Below are 16362 nucleotides of genomic sequence, written 5' to 3' on the forward strand. Positions count from 1 at the left end.
GCAGCGCTTAAAAGTGTTACAGCGTCCTTTGCGCGCCTGAAAGGACACGCGGCACTATGGGCGCTGAGCCCCGTGCACCACTGCCGGACCTGAGAAGCTGAATTGTTTCGCTTGCCATCGCCTTGGCGATTTCCTTGGCGAGCTGAGCCTGATCATAGGGCTTTGCCAATCTCGGAAGATCGATATCGGTGCCGGCGGGAAGATCGGCGTAACCTGTCGCCAGCACGATCGGCAATGCCGGATAAATGTCCCGTGCGGCCTGGGCCAGCTGTGCACCGGTCATACCAGGCATCGAATAGTCGGTTATGACAAGGTCGAAATGCTGACCGCTGCTGATCAGTTCCAGCGCCTGCGCGCCGGAGTTTGCTTCGACGACCTCGTGGCCGAGATCTTCAAGCATGTCGACCGAACTCATGGCGATCAAGGCATCGTCATCGACCAGCAGGATCTTCAGTCTGGATGCAGCTTGCGGAACGGGCAGTTCCGCTTCGATCACCCGCTCGGGGCGCTGTTCGGTTGCGGGAAGCCACAACTCAGCGGTCGTCCCGACCCCAAGTTCGCTTGTCAGACGAAGTGCGCCATTGAGCTGAACGGCAAGCCCGTGGATCATCGATAAGCCGAGGCCCGTGCCCTTTCCGAGTTCCTTGGTCGAGAAAAACGGATCGACCGCCTTCTTCAGCGTCTCCGCGTCCATGCCGGTGCCGCTATCGGCCACCGCCAACACAAGATAGGCGCCCTTGTCGAGAGTGCCGTCATCGCCGGCCACCTGCGCATCACGCAGCGATATGGACAGCGTCCCGCCATCCGGCATCGCATCGCGGGCATTGACCGCAAGGTTGAGCAGCGCCAGTTCGAGCTGGTTCGCATCGACCAGCGCCGGCGGCAGGGTTGCCGGCAGGATGGTTTCGATACTGATCGAGGATCCCACAGAGCGCCGCAGTAGATCTTTCATGCCGGAGACCAGCTCGGCCAGATCGATCGGCTTGACCTGCAGATCCTGCTGTCTGGCAAAAGCCAGCAGCCGCTGCGTCAGCGCCGCCCCGCGCCGCGCACCCTGAACCGCCCCGTCGACCAGACGCGTCGCCTTGGCATCTCCGGCAACATGCTTGCCGAGCAGCTCCAGATTTCCGAGAACGACCATCAGCAGATTGTTGAAATCGTGTGCGACGCCGCCGGTCAGTTGGCCGATCGCCTCCATCTTCTGTGATTGGCGAAGCTGCTCCTCGGCTCTTTCACGCTGGGACACTTCCTCGAGCAGGGTCTGGTGAGCCGCATTGACCTCTTTGGTCCGTTCCCTCACGCGCTCTTCGAGGTTTTCATTGAGCCGTCTCAGGTTTTCCTCAATGGTCTTGCGGACAGTGGTATCGGAGCAGACGCCGACGAGTTTCATGGCGGAACCATATCTGTCGGAATAAAGCTGCGCGTGGACCTCGGTCCAATGCAGCGATCCATCCGGCCAGATCGTCCTGTGCTCGATCGAATAGTCGCGCCCAGTATCGATCGTCTGGCGCAACCGTGCCAGCACAAGATCCCGGTCGTCGGGGTGGATACTTGCGATCAGATCGTCGCGTGTGACATCGTCATCGGGGCTTCGGCCGAAGATTGCTTTGCAGGTCGCCGAGGCCGACAATGCCATCGAGGACAGCTCCAGCTCCCATGCCCCGAGACGACCGGCGGCGAGAGCGGTCTGCAACCGCCGCTCTCCCTCGCCCAGAGCCTCAAGCCGGGTTCGCGCTTCATATTGGCGCAGGCGCCCCTTTAATGCGGTCCGGGCCACGCTGATGAACGAGGTCGCATGGAACGGCCTTTCCAGGAAGGTGACGTTGCCAAGAACCTCGGAAAGCCTGGCAGCGGCCGGATTTCGTTCAGGTCCGCCACCACGTGTGGTGAGCACGATGAACGGTAGGTCAGACCAGCTCGGCTGGGCCGAAACCCAGGCGGCGATCGGCTTGAGATCGCTCGAGCGAACGGCCTCCTCCGTCAGGACGCCAAGCGCGACGTCATCGCTGAGCGATGACGCGAACATAGGCAGGTCGGTGGTGGCAATCGATGCCAATCCGGCCTCATCGACCAATGATCTCGCCACCCAGGCATCGCGACCGACGGGGGTGTAGATCAATGCTTTCGGTTTGCCGGAATTAGGAATTGCCGCTATCCCCGCCATCGGTCGCAAGGAGCGGCGTTGAGGTCGTGACAAATTCGGGAACGCCGCGAAGCACGCCCTGGAACCCGACGAGAGGATCGCCGAACCTCAAGCCGGAAGCGTCGATGCGATACTCCCGGATGGTATCCTCGTGAAAGCCGGTCCTCTTCTTGATCACCGAGACTGCCCGCCGCACCTTTCCGGCCGCCTCGAAGTAACGCAGCAGAATGACGGTATCGGCGAGATAGGTAACGTCGACAGGTGCCTTCATGTCACCGACCAGCCCGTGCTGGGCCACGGTGAGAAAGGTGTTGGCGCCTTGCCTGTTCAAATATTGCAGCAGCTCATGCATATGAAGGATCAGCGAATTCTCGTCCGGCATCGAAGCCTGGTAACCGTTGATACTATCGATGATGACGGTTTTCGCATCCGACTTGTCGACGCAATTGCGCACGCGGTGGGCGAATTCGCCCGGCGACAGTTCGGCGGCATCGAGCTGTTCGATGTGGATATGACCCGCGTTTCGCATGGCTTCGAGATCCATTCCGAGCGCCTTCAGCCGCGTGAAGAGCAGGCCCAGCTCCTCGTCAAAAATGAAGGCCGCCACTTTCTCGCCGCGCGCGACCGCAGCCATCAGGAATTGAAAGGAGAACGTGCTTTTGCCGGTGCCGGCGGGACCAAGTATGAGTGTACTGGAACCTCGCTCCAGGCCACCTCCGAGAAGCAGATCCAGTTCTGCAATATTGCAGGAAATCTGATCACGGGCGTAACTCGACCTGTGTTCGGCGGCGACGAGCCGCGGAAAGACTTTAACCCCGCCAGTCTGGATGATGAAATCGTGATAGCCGCCGCGGAAGGCCTGTCCGCGATATTTTATGACCCTGAGACGTCGGCGTTCGGAGCCGTAGCTCGGCGCCATCTCTTCGAGATGGATGACGCCGTGCACGACGCTGTGCACTGTCTTGTCGAGCACCTCGGACGTCAGATCATCGAGCAGAAGGACTGTCGCGCCTTGTCGGGCAAAATAATGTTTGAGCGCGAGGATCTGCCGGCGGTAGCGCAACGAGCTTTGCGCGAGCAGCCTTATCTCCGACAGACTGTCGAGAACCACGCGACGTGGCTTGATCCGCTCGAAAGCGGCAAAGATTTCCTTTGTCGTCTCCCCGAGTTCAAGATCCGACGAATAAAGCAGGCTCTGCTGCTGGTCGGCATCCAGCAGGCTTTCCGGAGGCACGACCTCGAAGACCTCGATATTCCCATCGATCACCATGCCGTGCGATGCGGCACCGGCCCGAAGTTCGCTCTCGGTTTCCGAAAGGGTAATGTAGAGCCCCTGCTCGCCGAGCCGCGCACCTTCGATCAGGAACTGCAGCGCAATCGTCGTTTTGCCAGCTCCCGGATTCCCCTCCAGGAGAAAAACGTGCCCCGGCGAGAGGCCCCCCGCCAGAACTGTATCCAAACCGGACACGCCGGTCCGAGCTTTCGTGGCAGGTGCCGCAGTATTCATTCACTGTTTCCTTCAATTTCAAGTGTGAATTAGCGGCGAGTGATGGAATGTCAAATCACTGGCAGGCATGAGTTCGCTTCCGGCAAGAGCCGATCACTCCTGGTTCGGATATATGCCTGTCCGGGCGGCCCGACATAGTGGGCGTCTATCCTCGATAGCGAAGTGCATCGACGACGAGGGCGAATGCCGGCGACGTATGCCGGCGGCTCGGATAGTAGAGATGGTAGCCGGAAAACGGCAGACACCAATCCTCGAGGACGCGCACCAGCCGCCCGTCGGCAAGATGCGCCTCGACCAAGTCCTCCGGCATATAGGCCAGCCCAAGACCAGCCAGCACCGCGTTCAGCCGCAGGGCTATATTGTTGAAGATCAACTGTCCTTCGACCCGAACCCTGAGCTCGCGCCCGTCCTTCTCGAACTCCCACGCATAAACGCTGCCATAGGTCGGCAGACGCAGATTGATGCAATTGTGATCCGTAAGGTTCTGCGGCGTCAGCGGCTTCGGCCTGGTGTCGAAATAGGCGGGAGCGCCGACCACGGCCATCCGCATGTCGGGGCCGATGCGCACCGCGATCATGTCCTTCGCCACCTGTTCTCCAAGCCGCACCCCCGCATCGTAGCGCTCCGCGACGATGTCGGTCAGACCGTAGTCGACGATGATTTCGACATTGATATCGGGATAATCAGGCAGGAGCTTTTGCAAGGCGGGCCAGAGGACGGCATCGGCCGCATGCTCGCCGGCATTGATGCGGATGGTGCCTGCCGGCTTCTCCCGGAAGGCGCTCAAGGCAGCCAACTCACTCTCGATCTCGTCGAGCCGCGGTCCGATGGAGCCGAGCAGGCGTTCGCCGGCCTCTGTCGGCGCGACGCTGCGGGTCGTTCGGGTCAGCAATCGCAGTCCAAGCCGCTCCTCGAGCCCGCGGATGGTGTGGCTGAGCGCCGATTGCGACACACCCAGCTTGCCCGCCGCCTTGGTGAAGCTCTGTGCGCGTGCAACGGCGAGGAAGGCGATGAGGTCGTTGACGGCGGGGCGCGGCATTCATGAAACTTTCTCATGGGTTCTTGCCGTTTATACCATCTAATCGCGACCAAACACACGCGCTAAATACCTTGCTGCTCGAGTGGACCTGTCCACCCCGACATCGAAAGGAAGACAAAGATGGATATCAAGCGAAGCGGTTCGCAGCCTTCGGCCAAGGGACCAGCCGACTGGTTTACCGGCAGCGTGCGTGTCGACCCACTGTTTGCCGTGACCCGCCCCGCACGCGCGGCTGGCGCCAGCGTCACCTTCGAGCCCGGAGCCCGCACCGCCTGGCACACCCATCCGCTCGGCCAGACGCTGATTGTCACATCGGGCTGCGGTCGCGTGCAGCGCGAAGGCGGCCCGGTCGAGGAGATTCGCGCCGGCGACGTCGTCTGCTTCGCAGCGGGTGAACGCCATTGGCACGGCGCATCGCCGACGACGGCGATGACCCATATCGCCATCCAGGAACAGCTCGACGGCAAGGTCGTCGACTGGATGGAGCATGTCACCGACACGCAATACCAAGGTTAGAAGAGGAAACTTCTATGCAGAAACGTGAACTTGGAAAGAGCGGACTTCATGTCTCAGCCATCGGTCTCGGCTGCATGGGGCTGAGTTACGGTTATGGCCCAGCGACAGATATTCAGGAAGCGACCGCACTGATCCGGCGGGCATTTGAACGCGGCGTGACCTTCTTCGACACGGCCGAGGCCTATGGCCCCTATAAGAACGAAGAGCTTCTGGGAGAGGCCTTGGCGCCCTTTCGCGAGGAGGTGGTGATCGCCACGAAATTCGGTTTCAACTTCGATGCCAATGGCGGCCAGAGCGGCATGAACAGCCGGCCGGAACAGATCCGCGCGGTGGCCGACCAGGCGCTGAAGCGTTTGAAGACCGATGTCATCGATCTCTTCTACCAGCATCGCGTCGATCCCGATGTTCCGATCGAGGATGTCGCCGGCACGGTCAAGGCGCTGATCGCGGAAGGCAAGGTCAGACATTTCGGCCTCTCGGAAGCAGGCGCCCGGACGATCCGCCGCGCCCATGCCGTCCAGCCGGTGGCAGCACTACAAAGCGAATATTCGCTGTGGTGGCGCGAACCCGAGCAGGAAATCCTGCCGACGCTGGAAGAGCTCGGCATCGGTTTCGTGCCCTTCAGCCCGCTTGGTAAGGGCTTCCTGACTGGCGCGATCAGTGAAACGACCACCTTCGACAGCAAGGATTTCCGCAACGTCGTGCCACGCTTTTCTCAGGAGGCGCGAAAGGCCAACCAGGTGCTCGTCGATCGTCTCGGAGAAATCGCCGCCCGCAAAAAGGCAACCTCCGCCCAAGTGGCTCTCGCATGGCTGCTGGCGCAGAAGCCCTGGATCGCGCCGATCCCCGGCACTACCAAGCTGCATCGCCTCGAGGAGAACATCCAGGCCGCTGAAGTCGAACTGACGGCTGAGGACCTTGCCAGCATCGAAAGCGCGCTCGCCACGATCAAGGTGGAAGGCGATCGTTATCCCGCGCATCTGCAGGCAAGGGTCAACCGTTAAACGCGGCCGACGGGCCATGAAGGCTACGTCTCATCGCCAAGGCTAGAACACCAGAAGAGAATCGGCTGCAGTCACTTGCGGCCGATTCTTCATAGATTGGATCATCGTCTCGGCGCCGGCGCATTCTCCTGGAAAGCCGGTATCGCCTCCAGTCTGGCGACGATCTCCGCGATATTGGGCCAGCTGGCGAGATCGAAGCCGAGGCGCCGGGCGCTGATCGCCTGCGGGAAGAGGAAGATCTCGGCAATACCAGGCTGATCCCCAACGGCGAAGGCTCCCGGCCTGCGGCCGGCGATCATCGTCTCGACCGCGGCCATTCCCTCGCCGACCCAATGACGATTCCAGGCAGTAATGGCATCGGCATCCGCCTGGAAGACCTTGCCGAGATGCAGGCCGATCCGCGGCGGCAGCAGCGCATGGATCTCGGCTGCGATCGCAAGCGCGATCGACCGCGCCTGCGCCCGGCCTTCCGCGGTGTCAGGCAGCAATGGAGGCTCGGGCTGGATCTCGTCGAGATATTCGACGATCGCCAGCGACTGGGTAAGGAGGACACCGCTATCCGTCAGCAAGGCCGGCACGAGCCCCTGCGGATTGACGCTGCGATATCCGGCCTGCCGGCTCTCGGCATCCTCACCGAGGATGCTAACCGGCAGCGCTTCTGCCGTCAGTCCCTTGAGGGCGAGCGCGATGCGGACGCGAGATGTCGCCGAGGAAATTTCATTCTGATAGAGCTTCACGGTCTTTCTCCTTTGGTGAGGTCAGAAGAGGAGTTGTCGACCCCGGGATCGGCTGGAGCGGCCTCTGCTCCCCCCGAAGGCGAAGCTGCGGATGCCGCCGTTACGAGGCCCGCAAGCGGCGAAGGCTCCTGCGAGCTTACGTCGTAGATGCAGGGCGCGGCGAAGACCACCGCTCCCAGAATGCAGATGATCATCAATCTCATAAAAACCTCCATCGACGGGGCCCGATCGGCCTCGACCTGCTTGTTTTCGGCGCCGGTTCCCTGCCCGCCGCAGCCAAGGCCGGCGAAAAATCCATCCATCAGGCAACGGTCAATTCGACATGGATATTGCCGCGCGTGGCCTTCGAATAGGGGCAGGTCTGGTGAGCCTCTTCAATGAGGGTTCGTGCCACATCCGCTTCGATCCCGGGCAGGCTGACCTTGAGACGGGCCTGCAGGAAATAGCCGCCATCGGCGGTTCCCAAATCGACCTCGGTGTCAACGGCAAGATCGGCGGGAAGCTTGACCTTTTGATTAGCCGCGGCGAAACCGATCGCGCCGATGAAGCAGGCAGACCAACCGGCGGCGAAAAGCTGTTCGGGATTGGTGCCGGCGCGGTTGCTGCCCGGAGGCGAAAGCTTGATATCAAGCTGGCCGTCGTCGCTGTGCGACGCGCCGTCGCGCCCGCCCGTCGTGTGGGTCTTGCCGGTATAGAGAACCTTGTCGATCTTTGTCATGGAACACTCCTTGTGTTGCGTCGCTCCAGGCGACTGGCCGCGCTACGCGGCCGGGTTGACGGAGTGTGGTTTGACCGACGGATATATCCGCCATGTTTCCGAAATCGCCCGAAATGTCACAAAACGTAGCATCCGATATCGAGGACATCCTTACATACAAACATCTCGAAATTTTGCGGTGACTGCCGACGTCAACGGATGGTGACTTCTGCCGCCAGACCACCGCCGGCGCGATTGTAGAGCCGGAGTGATCCGCCGATCTTGGCCGTCAGCTGCTGGGCGATCGCAAGACCGAGACCGGTGCCGCCGGTCTCCCGGTTGCGGGATTGTTCCAGCCGGAAGAAAGGCTGCATGGCGGCTTCCAGCATATCGTCCGGAATTCCCGGCCCGCGGTCCATGACTGATATGACGATATCGTTCTCGGCGCTGCGCGCGACGCTGATCTCGGCAGCGCCGGCAAACTTCAGCGCATTGTCGATGAAATTCGACAGGATGCGGCGAAGAGCATGCGGCTTGGTGAAGGCAGCACCCTGAACCAGGCCGACCACGGTGACGGCCTTTCCAGTATCCTGGTAGTCGTAGGCTATGCTGTCGATGAACGAGGCGAGATCGATGCGGGCACTCTTCTCGCCATTGCCATGCGCGCTGCGTGCATAGGCAATGCCGTCCTGAACGAGGCGCTGGATCTCGCCGAGATCGTGCACCAGCTTGTCTTTCTCCGGCGAATCCTCCGCCATGTCGGCGCGCAGCCGCATGCGGGTGATCGGCGTCTGCAGGTCATGCGAGATGGCCGCCAGTATCTGGACGCGCTCTTCGAGGTAATGGGCGATCCGCTCCCGCATCGCGTTGAATGCTCTTGCCGCATGCGCGACCTCGCTCGGCCCCGCCTCACTCATCGCCGGACCGTCCTTGTTCGGGTCAAGCGCATCGGCGGCGGCGGCAAGCTCGCCGAGCGGCCGGATCGCCTGGCGAACCGCAAACCAGGTGCAGAGGATGAGCAGCGCCATCTGGACGACGAAGACGTAGGGCAGCCATGCGGCAATCGGCATGACGCCCTTCGGCGTGACGTCGATCGTCAACGGGCTTCCGTCGCTGAGCGTCAGATGCGCCTGCAGCCGGTTCACATCGCCAGGAATTCGTTCGATCCGGATCGGAAAGCGGTGCCCGATGGCCTCCTCGATCTTTCCTGAGATTTCCGCCCCTTTGCTTGACGTGTCAGGCACGCCGGGAAGGCCGGGCCCGAGCACGAAACGATAATTGCCGCGGCTCAGCCGATCGAGCAGATCGCCGCGTTCGCGGGGCGGAAGCCGATCGAGAACGGCAATCGACGTTGCAACGTCGCTCTCCAGCGTGCCGAGCATCACGGCTTTGGCCGACATGTAGCGCTCCATATAGAGCACACTGAACGACAGCCCGTAGGCCAAGGCCAATCCGATCAGCAGGATGAGAAAGATCCGCGACCGCAACGTGCTCGGCCACGTCAGGCCCGAACGCAAGCGGATTGCCGCCTTCATTGGCGCAGCTCCAAGATTTCGACCGGAACCGAAAACACATAGCCTTCGCTGCGCACCGTCTTGATGTAGGTCGGTTCGCGCGCATCGTCGCCCAGCCTCTGACGCAGGCGGCTGACCAGGAGATCGATAGACCGATCGAAGAGATCGGCGTCGCGGCCCTGCGTCAGGCTCAAAAGCTGGTCGCGATTGAGCACCCGCTGCGGATGGTCGATGAACACGCGAAGCAGACGGTATTCGGCGCCGCTGAGCGCAATCGCGGTCCCTTCCTTGTCGAGAAGGTGCCGGGCCACCGTATCGAGCCGCCAGTCGCCGAAAGTCAGCAATTGGCCGGCCTCGCTGATCTGCAGGTTGGGCGGCAACATCCGCGTGCGCCGCAGCACCGCCTTGATGCGGGCGAGCAGTTCCCGCGCGGCAAAGGGCTTGGGAAGATAGTCATCGGCGCCCATCTCCAATCCGAGGACTCTGTCCATCTCGTCGGTGCGGGCCGTCAGCATCAGGATCGGGATCGCCTTGTGCCGGCCGGCGCGCAGTTCACGGCATAGCACCAGCCCGTCATCGCCGGGCATCATCACATCGAGCACGATCAGGTCGACTGCATTGGCTTCGAGAAAACTGCGCATCTGGCGCCCGTCAGCGGCAACGCTCGTGCGCAGGCCGTTCTTCTGCAGGTAGCCCGATACCAGCTCGCGGATTTCGCGATCGTCATCGACGATCAGGATGTGATCGACATGATCCATATTTCCCTATTCCTTACCGATAGAAGCGGCCCCCGCCCTCCGCCTCGATGTCGAGGCGGTTGACGCGAGCTACGCATATTMCGCCGGTCGGAGCAACGAGGCTCCGCGACCGGCGGCGCCGACATTAGAAGCGATCGACATCTATGACAGCTTGCGCGAAGGCCTGCGGCGCTTCCTGAGGCAGGTTGTGGCCAATGCCGCCGTCGATCGTCCGATGCTCGTATTTGCCGGAAAATTTTCCGGCATAGGCGGAAGGCTGCGGATGCGGCGCACCGTTTGCGTCGCCCTCCATGGTGATGGTCGGCACCGAAATGACAGGCGTTGCGGCGAGCGTCGTCTCGTAGGCATCGTACTTGGCCTCACCTTCGACAAGCCCCAGGCGCCAGCGATAATTGTGTATGACGATCGCGACGTGATCGGGATTGTCGAAGGCAGCGGCCGATCTGTCGAATGTCGCATCATCGAAGTTCCACTTCGGCGATGCCGTCTGCCAGATAAGCTTTGCGAAATCATGCGTGTTGCTCTCGTATCCCTGACGACCGCGTTCGGTAGCGAAATAGAACTGGTACCACCAGGCAAGTTCGGCTTTCGGCGGAAGCGGCTTCTTGTTGGCCTCCTGGCTGCCGATCAGGTAGCCGCTTACCGATACCATCGCCTTACAGCGCTCGGGCCAGAGCGCCGCCATGATGTTGGCGGTCCGCCCGCCCCAGTCGTAGCCGGCAATGACAGCCTTCTCGATATCGAGCGCATCAAGCAGCGCGATCATATCGGCGGCGAGCGCTGACGGCTGGCCATTGCGCGGCGTCTGGTCGTCCAGGAAGCGGGTCGTCCCGTAACCGCGCAGATAAGGCACGACCACCCTGTAGCCTGCCGAGGCAAGCAGCGGCGCGACATCGACGAAACTATAGATGTCATAGGGCCAGCCGTGCAGCAGCAATACGACAGGGGCATCCGCCTTTCCCGCCTCGGCATAACCGATGTCGAGCACGCCTGCCTTGACCTGCTTCAGCGCTTCGAAGGACGTGTTGGTTCCGGGCTTTATAGCTGGCACCGATGCGGCAGTCGCAGACGACTGGGCGGCGGCCGTGCCGGCCACGCCGAACTCGACGGCCGCAAGGGCGACTGCCGTCATGCCGAAGAAACGGCGGCGGTGGTGGTTGATTTGCTCTGACATCGGTCTCTCCTGTCGAATGGATCACGGTCGCGAAAAGGCGCTCTACTTGTATCCCCGATATGTCGTAAGCAACCGTTTTTTGAATACGGATGTAGCTTCCGGCCGCCTGGATACATTCCGATACAATCGCGCTGCCTCGGCAAGTGGTCGCATTGGCCGCAGCCGTTTCCTCGCCACTGCAGCAGTTTGTATCGCTTTGTATCGCCGGTGCGCGACCCCGACACTTCGGTACATTTTCCCGCAAAGCCGGACACATCGCGGATACTTCACACCGGCCATATCCCGCCGTTGCTGGTTCAGGCCCATCGCCGTCCAGAGCCCGATCAATCGGTTTCAAAGGAAACGATGATGACACTTCTGATCATTGCCTATCTTGGAGGCGCGCTGACGATCCTCAGCCCGTGTATCCTGCCCATCCTCCCCTTCGTCTTCGCCCGCGCCGGACAGCCCTTCGTCAAGAGCACGCTGCCGATGCTGGCGGGCATGGCTGCCACCTTCGCGCTGGTCGCCACGCTTGCCGCAGTCGGTGGTAGCTGGGCCATTCGCGCCAATGAATATGGCCGGCTTGCCGCCATCGTCCTGCTTGCTCTCTTCGGCGCAAGCCTGCTTTCGCCGCGCATCGCAAGCACGCTTGCCCGGCCGATCGTCGACCTTGGCAACAATCTTATGAACGCCACCGGCGGCGGGCGCGGCACCACGACAGTGAAGAGCGCGCTTCTTCTCGGCGTCGCCACCGGACTGCTCTGGGCGCCCTGCGCCGGTCCGATCCTCGGCCTTGTGCTGACCGGAGCTGCATTGCAGGGCGCCAATCTGCAAACGACCTTCCTGCTGATTGCCTATGCCGCTGGTGCTGCAACTTCGCTTGCCGTCGCCCTGCTTGTCGGCGGCAAGCTCTTCGCCGCCATGAAACGCTGGCTCGGCCTCGGCGACCGGATACGCCAGGTGCTCGGCGCTGCCGTGTTGGCGGGTGTCGCCGTCATCGCGCTTGGACTGGATACCAGCCTGCTGGCGCGGATTTCCTATGCCAGCACCGCGTCCCTGGAACAGGCCGTGCTTGACAGGCTGCATGCGAAGCCCTTGGGCGGCGCATCCTCCGAAGTGGCGAGCAAAGACATGGTGATCGCAGCCGCCGATACGAAGAAGCCCTTCCGCAGCGATCTGCCCGTCGAAGCTTACGCGCCTTCACTCGACGGCGCGGTCGAATGGCTGAACTCCAAGCCGCTGACATCAGAGCAACTGCGCGGCAAGGTCGTGCTCGTCGACTTCTGGACCTATTCCTGCATCAACTGCATTCGCACCATCCCTTATGTCAGGGCCTGGGCGGAAAAATATGCGAACCAGGGCCTCGTGGTGATCGGCGTGCACGCCCCGGAATTTGCCTTCGAGAAGAAGGTCGACAACGTCAAGAAGGCGATCGGCGACTTCCAGATCGGCTATCCCGTCGCGATCGACAATGATTACAGCATCTGGCGCGCCTTCGAAAACAGCTACTGGCCTGCCGCCTATCTGATCGATGCCAAAGGCCAGATCCGCTACCACCATTTTGGCGAAGGCAATTACAACAGGACCGAAAAGGCCATTCAGGACCTGCTGCGCGAAGCCGGCAGTCAAACGACGGAAAGTGCGCCGGTCGTGCCGGATGCCAAGGGCGTGGAGGCAGGCCCCGACCTCGGCAACATCCGCTCCGGCGAAACCTATCTCGGCTACGAACAGGCGGCGAACTTCGCCTCTCCGGAAGGGCTGCAGCCAGACACGCCGCATAACTACTCGATCGCCGAACCCGGCCTCAACGGCTGGGGCCTGTCCGGAACCTGGACCGTCGGCCGGGATCAGGCGACGCTTGATCAGCCGGGCGGTGGCATCACTTATCGCTTCAGCGCCCGCGATCTGCATCTCGTTCTCGGGCCTGGCGCCGGCGGCAAGCCGATCCGCTTCCAGGTGAAGATCGACGGCAAGGCGCCAGGACCTGACCACGGCGCAGACATCGATGCAGACGGCCACGGTACGGTGACCGCGACCAGGCTTTACCAGCTCGTCCGCCAATCCGGCACGGTCGCCGCCCGCAACTTCGAGATCAGCTTCCTCGATCCTGGTGTGCAGGCCTACGCCTTCACCTTCGGCTGAACCTGAAACGCATCAATATCCCGATCATCAACACGACCCAAAGGAGTAATAGTCATGAACAGACATCTTGCTTTCACGGCAGCCCTCGCATTCGCCACCACCACCATCGCATTCGCGGCAGAGGCTGCCGAGGTCAAGAACATCGTGATCGTCCACGGCGCCCTGGCCGACGGCTCTGGATGGCGCAAGGCGACGGACATTCTCCAAAAGCGCGGCTTCAACGTCACCATCGTCCAGCAGCCCATCACCTCGCTCGACGACGATGTGGCGGCGACCAAGCGCGTTCTCGACCTGCAGCAAGGACCGACCCTGCTCGTCGGCCACAGCTATGGCGGCATGGTCATCACCGAAGCCGGCAATGATCCCAATGTCGCGGGCCTCGTCTATGTCGCGGCGTTCCAGCCCGACAAGGGAGAAAGTCTGCTCAGCCTCGCCAGCTCGAAGCCTGCCGGCAGCATGGATATAAGGGAAACGAAGGACGGCAAATATCTCTATCTCGATCCGGGCGCCTTCGCCACGGATTTCGCAGCCGACCTTCCGCAATCGGAAGCCGCTTTCATGGCAAAGTCACAGGTCTTTGCCTCGAAGCAGGCATTCTCCGCCAAGATCACCCAACCGGCATGGCGGACCAAGAAAAGCTGGTCGATCGTCGCTACCGAGGATCGCTCCATCAACCCCGAGCTCGAGCGTGACATGGCAAAACGTGCCGGAAGCGACGTGACCGAGATCAAGGCCAGCCACGCCGTCTTCGCCTCCCAACCGGAAAAGGTTGCCGATGCGATCGAAACGGCAGCAAGGAAAGCCGCCGATTAGCCCGCGCAGCCAGGAATGTTCCTAAGCAGTCGCGCGGATGAAGCCTCTGGTCGGAAGGGTACCCGACCAGAGGCGTGACGAAGTCGCCCCGTTGACCCTGCCGGCCGAGAATGTCGCTCTCGTCGTCACCCCGCTCCCCGCAACAGAAGTCGGCACCATCTATACAACTTTGTGACCATTCCATCAGAAAATGAAAAATAAGTCACGAATTCCCATTTCAAATTGACGGCTTTCCCTATAAAATTGCGACGATATTCCATGTCGCGCGCAACCGTCCGGTGCAGAAGCTGTATCTCGGCGCAAATGCCGGATCGTAGATCAAGGGAGAAACCAGATGGGAATGGCAGTCCCTTGTTAAATTTTCATCAGAACACTATTGCAGTGTGAACGATAAGGGAGACATGCGATATGGATAGTCGCAGGGGCCGGCGCATCGCAGTCTTATCCGAGGCCCTTTCACGACATCGCATTCTGCACATCAAGAATGCTGCCGAGATACTGGGCGTCTCGGAGATGACGGTTCGGCGTGATGTCAGCGCCAATGCAGGCCAATTCGCGTTTCTCGGCGGCCATATCGTTCCGGCTGTCGAAGCGGAAAACGATCCTTATGAAATTTCCAGGGCCGCCGACAGTCATGCCGCTGCAAAACGACAAATTTGCACACAAGCCATTGATTACATTCACCATGATGACACGGTCTTTTTCGATTGTGGCACCACCTTACCCTATCTGGTCGATCTTCTCCCAGACCGGATTCACATAACCGCGATCTGCTACGCCATGAATGTCGCCGATCGTCTAACGCGAAAACCAAACGTTCGCCTTGTTATGCTCGGTGGTCTTTACCACCCCGCATCGGCGAGCTTTTCCGGTGCCTCGGGGCTGGAAATGCTCGACCAGCTTGTGATCAACGTGGCATTTCTTTCTGCAGCCGGTGTCGATGCCCGGCGTGGCGCGACCTGCGCGCATTTTCACGAAGCGGAAATCAAGAAAAAGGCGATGTCTCGGGCACGAAAGAATATTCTTCTCGCCGACAGCAGCAAAATCGGCAAGTTGAAACCAGCCTTTTTCAGCGACATGAAGTCATTCGATGTGGTCATCACCGAAAACGGTATGAACGACTTCGACTGAGAAATCCGCATTTTTTCGGCGTCTGTCGAAATCTAAACTTGACGCGGTAGGACAGTGATGCAAACCTAACAAACTATGAAAAGAAAATCACATTTGAGCCAGTTGTGAAGCTTCCGCTGCGTGCATCTGCACGGATGCAACAAGACCTTCACGCTCTGACCGGGAGGATTCTATTTGGAAACCGTTGCTGTTCACAATGCGGCAAACGCGACGCATCATGGAGCCCCTTCGCGATCGCCGGACGGCACCCATAACCGGCCGCGCAATACGGGTATGGAACTCGATCTGTCGTGGGTCCTTGACACCCGGGTCAACCTGTCTGCCACCGAGCGCCGCATAGCCTCGCTTCCCGGACGCCGCACCGTCAAAAAGGACGCACAGGCAGCTTGGCTCCTGAAGGCGGTGACCTGCATCGATCTGACGACATTGAACGGCGACGATACCCCCGAGCGCGTCAAACGGTTGTGCGCAAAGGCGATGAATCCGATACGCGCCGACATTCTGGATTCGCTTGGCATGAGCGGCCGTTCGATCACCACCGGCGCCATCTGCGTCTACCATCGTTTTGTTGCAACGGCCGTCGAGGCGCTTGGAGATTCCGGCATTCCGGTCGCCGCGGTTTCGACCGGGTTCCCCGCCGGTCTCAGCCCGCACCACCTCAAGGTCAAGGAAATCGAGGCGTCGGTTGCCGATGGCGCGAAAGAAATCGACATCGTCATCACCCGCGAGCATGTGCTGACCGGCAACTGGACAGCACTCTACGAGGAAATGCAAGAATATCGCGCCGCCTGCGGTAATGCGCACGTCAAGGCCATTCTAGCGACCGGCGACCTGAAGACGCTCCGCAATGTCGCCAAGGCCTCGCTGGTCTGCATGATGGCGGGAGCCGATTTCATCAAGACCTCAACCGGCAAGGAAGGCGTCAATGCGACGCTGGCCGTGACATTGACCATGCTGCGGGCGATCCGCGCCTATCAGGAGCGCACCGGCATCAAGATCGGCTACAAGCCGGCCGGTGGCATTTCCGCGGCGAAAGACGTGTTGAACTACCAGTTCCTGATGAAGGACGAACTGGGGCGCGAGTGGCTGGAGTCTGATCTCTTCCGCATCGGTGCATCGAGCTTGCTTGCGGATATCGAGCGGCAGCTGGAGCATCACGTCACCGGTGCCTATTCGGCCCTCAACAGACACCCGATTGGATGATC

Annotated in this window: 15 protein-coding genes; 6 read left to right on the forward strand and 9 right to left on the reverse strand. The window is 60.9% G+C overall.

The features are described from left to right. Nucleotides 1–16 precede the first annotated feature (16 nt). The 3 genes from AC1D2N_RS30700 to AC1D2N_RS30710 all read right to left on the reverse strand — a co-directional run bounded on the left by AC1D2N_RS30700 (nucleotide 17) and on the right by AC1D2N_RS30710 (nucleotide 4689). A complete protein-coding gene (locus tag AC1D2N_RS30700; protein ID WP_080671783.1) occupies nucleotides 17–2164 on the reverse strand; it encodes an ATP-binding protein in 2148 nt (715 codons plus the stop codon). Continuing rightward, nucleotides 2139–3650 carry an ATPase domain-containing protein gene (locus AC1D2N_RS30705; RefSeq protein WP_018242308.1) on the reverse strand — a complete coding sequence of 504 codons (1512 nt, stop codon included), beginning with the start codon at nucleotides 3648–3650 and terminating at the stop codon, nucleotides 2139–2141. Before AC1D2N_RS30705 ends, AC1D2N_RS30700 begins: the two co-directional genes overlap by 26 nt. A gap of 145 nt (nucleotides 3651–3795) precedes the next feature. Beyond that, nucleotides 3796–4689: a LysR family transcriptional regulator gene (locus AC1D2N_RS30710; protein ID WP_027684430.1), complete on the reverse strand. Its 894-nt coding sequence runs from the start codon at nucleotides 4687–4689 to the stop codon at nucleotides 3796–3798. Between the two features lie 120 nt (nucleotides 4690–4809). Here AC1D2N_RS30710 and AC1D2N_RS30715 point away from each other — a divergent pair, with 120 nt between their 5' ends. Together AC1D2N_RS30715 and AC1D2N_RS30720 are read left to right on the forward strand one after the other, a co-directional pair. Next, entirely contained in the window at nucleotides 4810–5205 is a 396-nt protein-coding gene (locus tag AC1D2N_RS30715) for a (R)-mandelonitrile lyase (RefSeq protein ID WP_028733045.1), read from the forward strand. A gap of 14 nt (nucleotides 5206–5219) precedes the next feature. After that, complete coding sequence (locus AC1D2N_RS30720; RefSeq protein ID WP_028733046.1) at nucleotides 5220–6209, forward strand: aldo/keto reductase; 990 nt, start codon at nucleotides 5220–5222, stop codon at nucleotides 6207–6209. 101 nt (nucleotides 6210–6310) lie between these two features. Here AC1D2N_RS30720 and maiA read toward each other — a convergent pair whose 3' ends face one another. The 6 genes from maiA to AC1D2N_RS30750 all read right to left on the reverse strand — a co-directional run bounded on the left by maiA (nucleotide 6311) and on the right by AC1D2N_RS30750 (nucleotide 11089). Continuing rightward, nucleotides 6311–6946, reverse strand: coding sequence for a maleylacetoacetate isomerase (gene maiA / locus AC1D2N_RS30725; protein ID WP_028733047.1), 636 nt, complete (start codon nucleotides 6944–6946; stop codon nucleotides 6311–6313). Then, the gene (locus tag AC1D2N_RS30730) at nucleotides 6943–7149 is read right to left on the reverse strand and encodes a hypothetical protein (protein WP_128408842.1); all 207 of its coding nucleotides are present in this window, start codon (nucleotides 7147–7149) and stop codon (nucleotides 6943–6945) included. The genes maiA and AC1D2N_RS30730 overlap by 4 nt, the downstream gene beginning before the upstream one ends. Before the next feature lie 98 nt (nucleotides 7150–7247). Beyond that, on the reverse strand, nucleotides 7248–7664 hold the full coding sequence (locus tag AC1D2N_RS30735) for an organic hydroperoxide resistance protein (protein ID WP_028733048.1): 417 nt from the start codon (nucleotides 7662–7664) through the stop codon (nucleotides 7248–7250). A 191-nt stretch (nucleotides 7665–7855) separates the two neighbouring features. Next, nucleotides 7856–9178 (reverse strand): sensor histidine kinase, encoded by a 1323-nt coding sequence (locus tag AC1D2N_RS30740; protein WP_028733049.1) that lies wholly within the window; start codon nucleotides 9176–9178, stop codon nucleotides 7856–7858. Further along, nucleotides 9175–9915: a response regulator gene (locus AC1D2N_RS30745; protein WP_028733050.1), complete on the reverse strand. Its 741-nt coding sequence runs from the start codon at nucleotides 9913–9915 to the stop codon at nucleotides 9175–9177. Before AC1D2N_RS30745 ends, AC1D2N_RS30740 begins: the two co-directional genes overlap by 4 nt. Before the next feature lie 124 nt (nucleotides 9916–10039). Then, nucleotides 10040–11089, reverse strand: coding sequence for an alpha/beta fold hydrolase (locus tag AC1D2N_RS30750; protein WP_028733051.1), 1050 nt, complete (start codon nucleotides 11087–11089; stop codon nucleotides 10040–10042). A gap of 348 nt (nucleotides 11090–11437) precedes the next feature. Here AC1D2N_RS30750 and AC1D2N_RS30755 point away from each other — a divergent pair, with 348 nt between their 5' ends. The 4 genes from AC1D2N_RS30755 (at nucleotide 11438) to deoC (ending at nucleotide 16360) form a co-directional block, all read left to right on the forward strand. Then, a complete protein-coding gene (locus AC1D2N_RS30755) occupies nucleotides 11438–13213 on the forward strand; it encodes a cytochrome c biogenesis protein DipZ (RefSeq protein WP_130729044.1) in 1776 nt (591 codons plus the stop codon). A gap of 54 nt (nucleotides 13214–13267) precedes the next feature. After that, nucleotides 13268–14026 (forward strand): alpha/beta hydrolase, encoded by a 759-nt coding sequence (locus AC1D2N_RS30760; protein WP_130729045.1) that lies wholly within the window; start codon nucleotides 13268–13270, stop codon nucleotides 14024–14026. A gap of 408 nt (nucleotides 14027–14434) precedes the next feature. Beyond that, on the forward strand, nucleotides 14435–15157 hold the full coding sequence (locus tag AC1D2N_RS30765; RefSeq protein WP_018446394.1) for a DeoR family transcriptional regulator: 723 nt from the start codon (nucleotides 14435–14437) through the stop codon (nucleotides 15155–15157). Nucleotides 15158–15331: 174 nt separating this feature from the next. Then, a complete protein-coding gene (deoC, locus tag AC1D2N_RS30770) occupies nucleotides 15332–16360 on the forward strand; it encodes a deoxyribose-phosphate aldolase (RefSeq protein ID WP_047621386.1) in 1029 nt (342 codons plus the stop codon). Nucleotides 16361–16362 lie beyond the last annotated feature (2 nt).

Source organism: Rhizobium sp. P1_B8, from assembly GCF_056406515.1.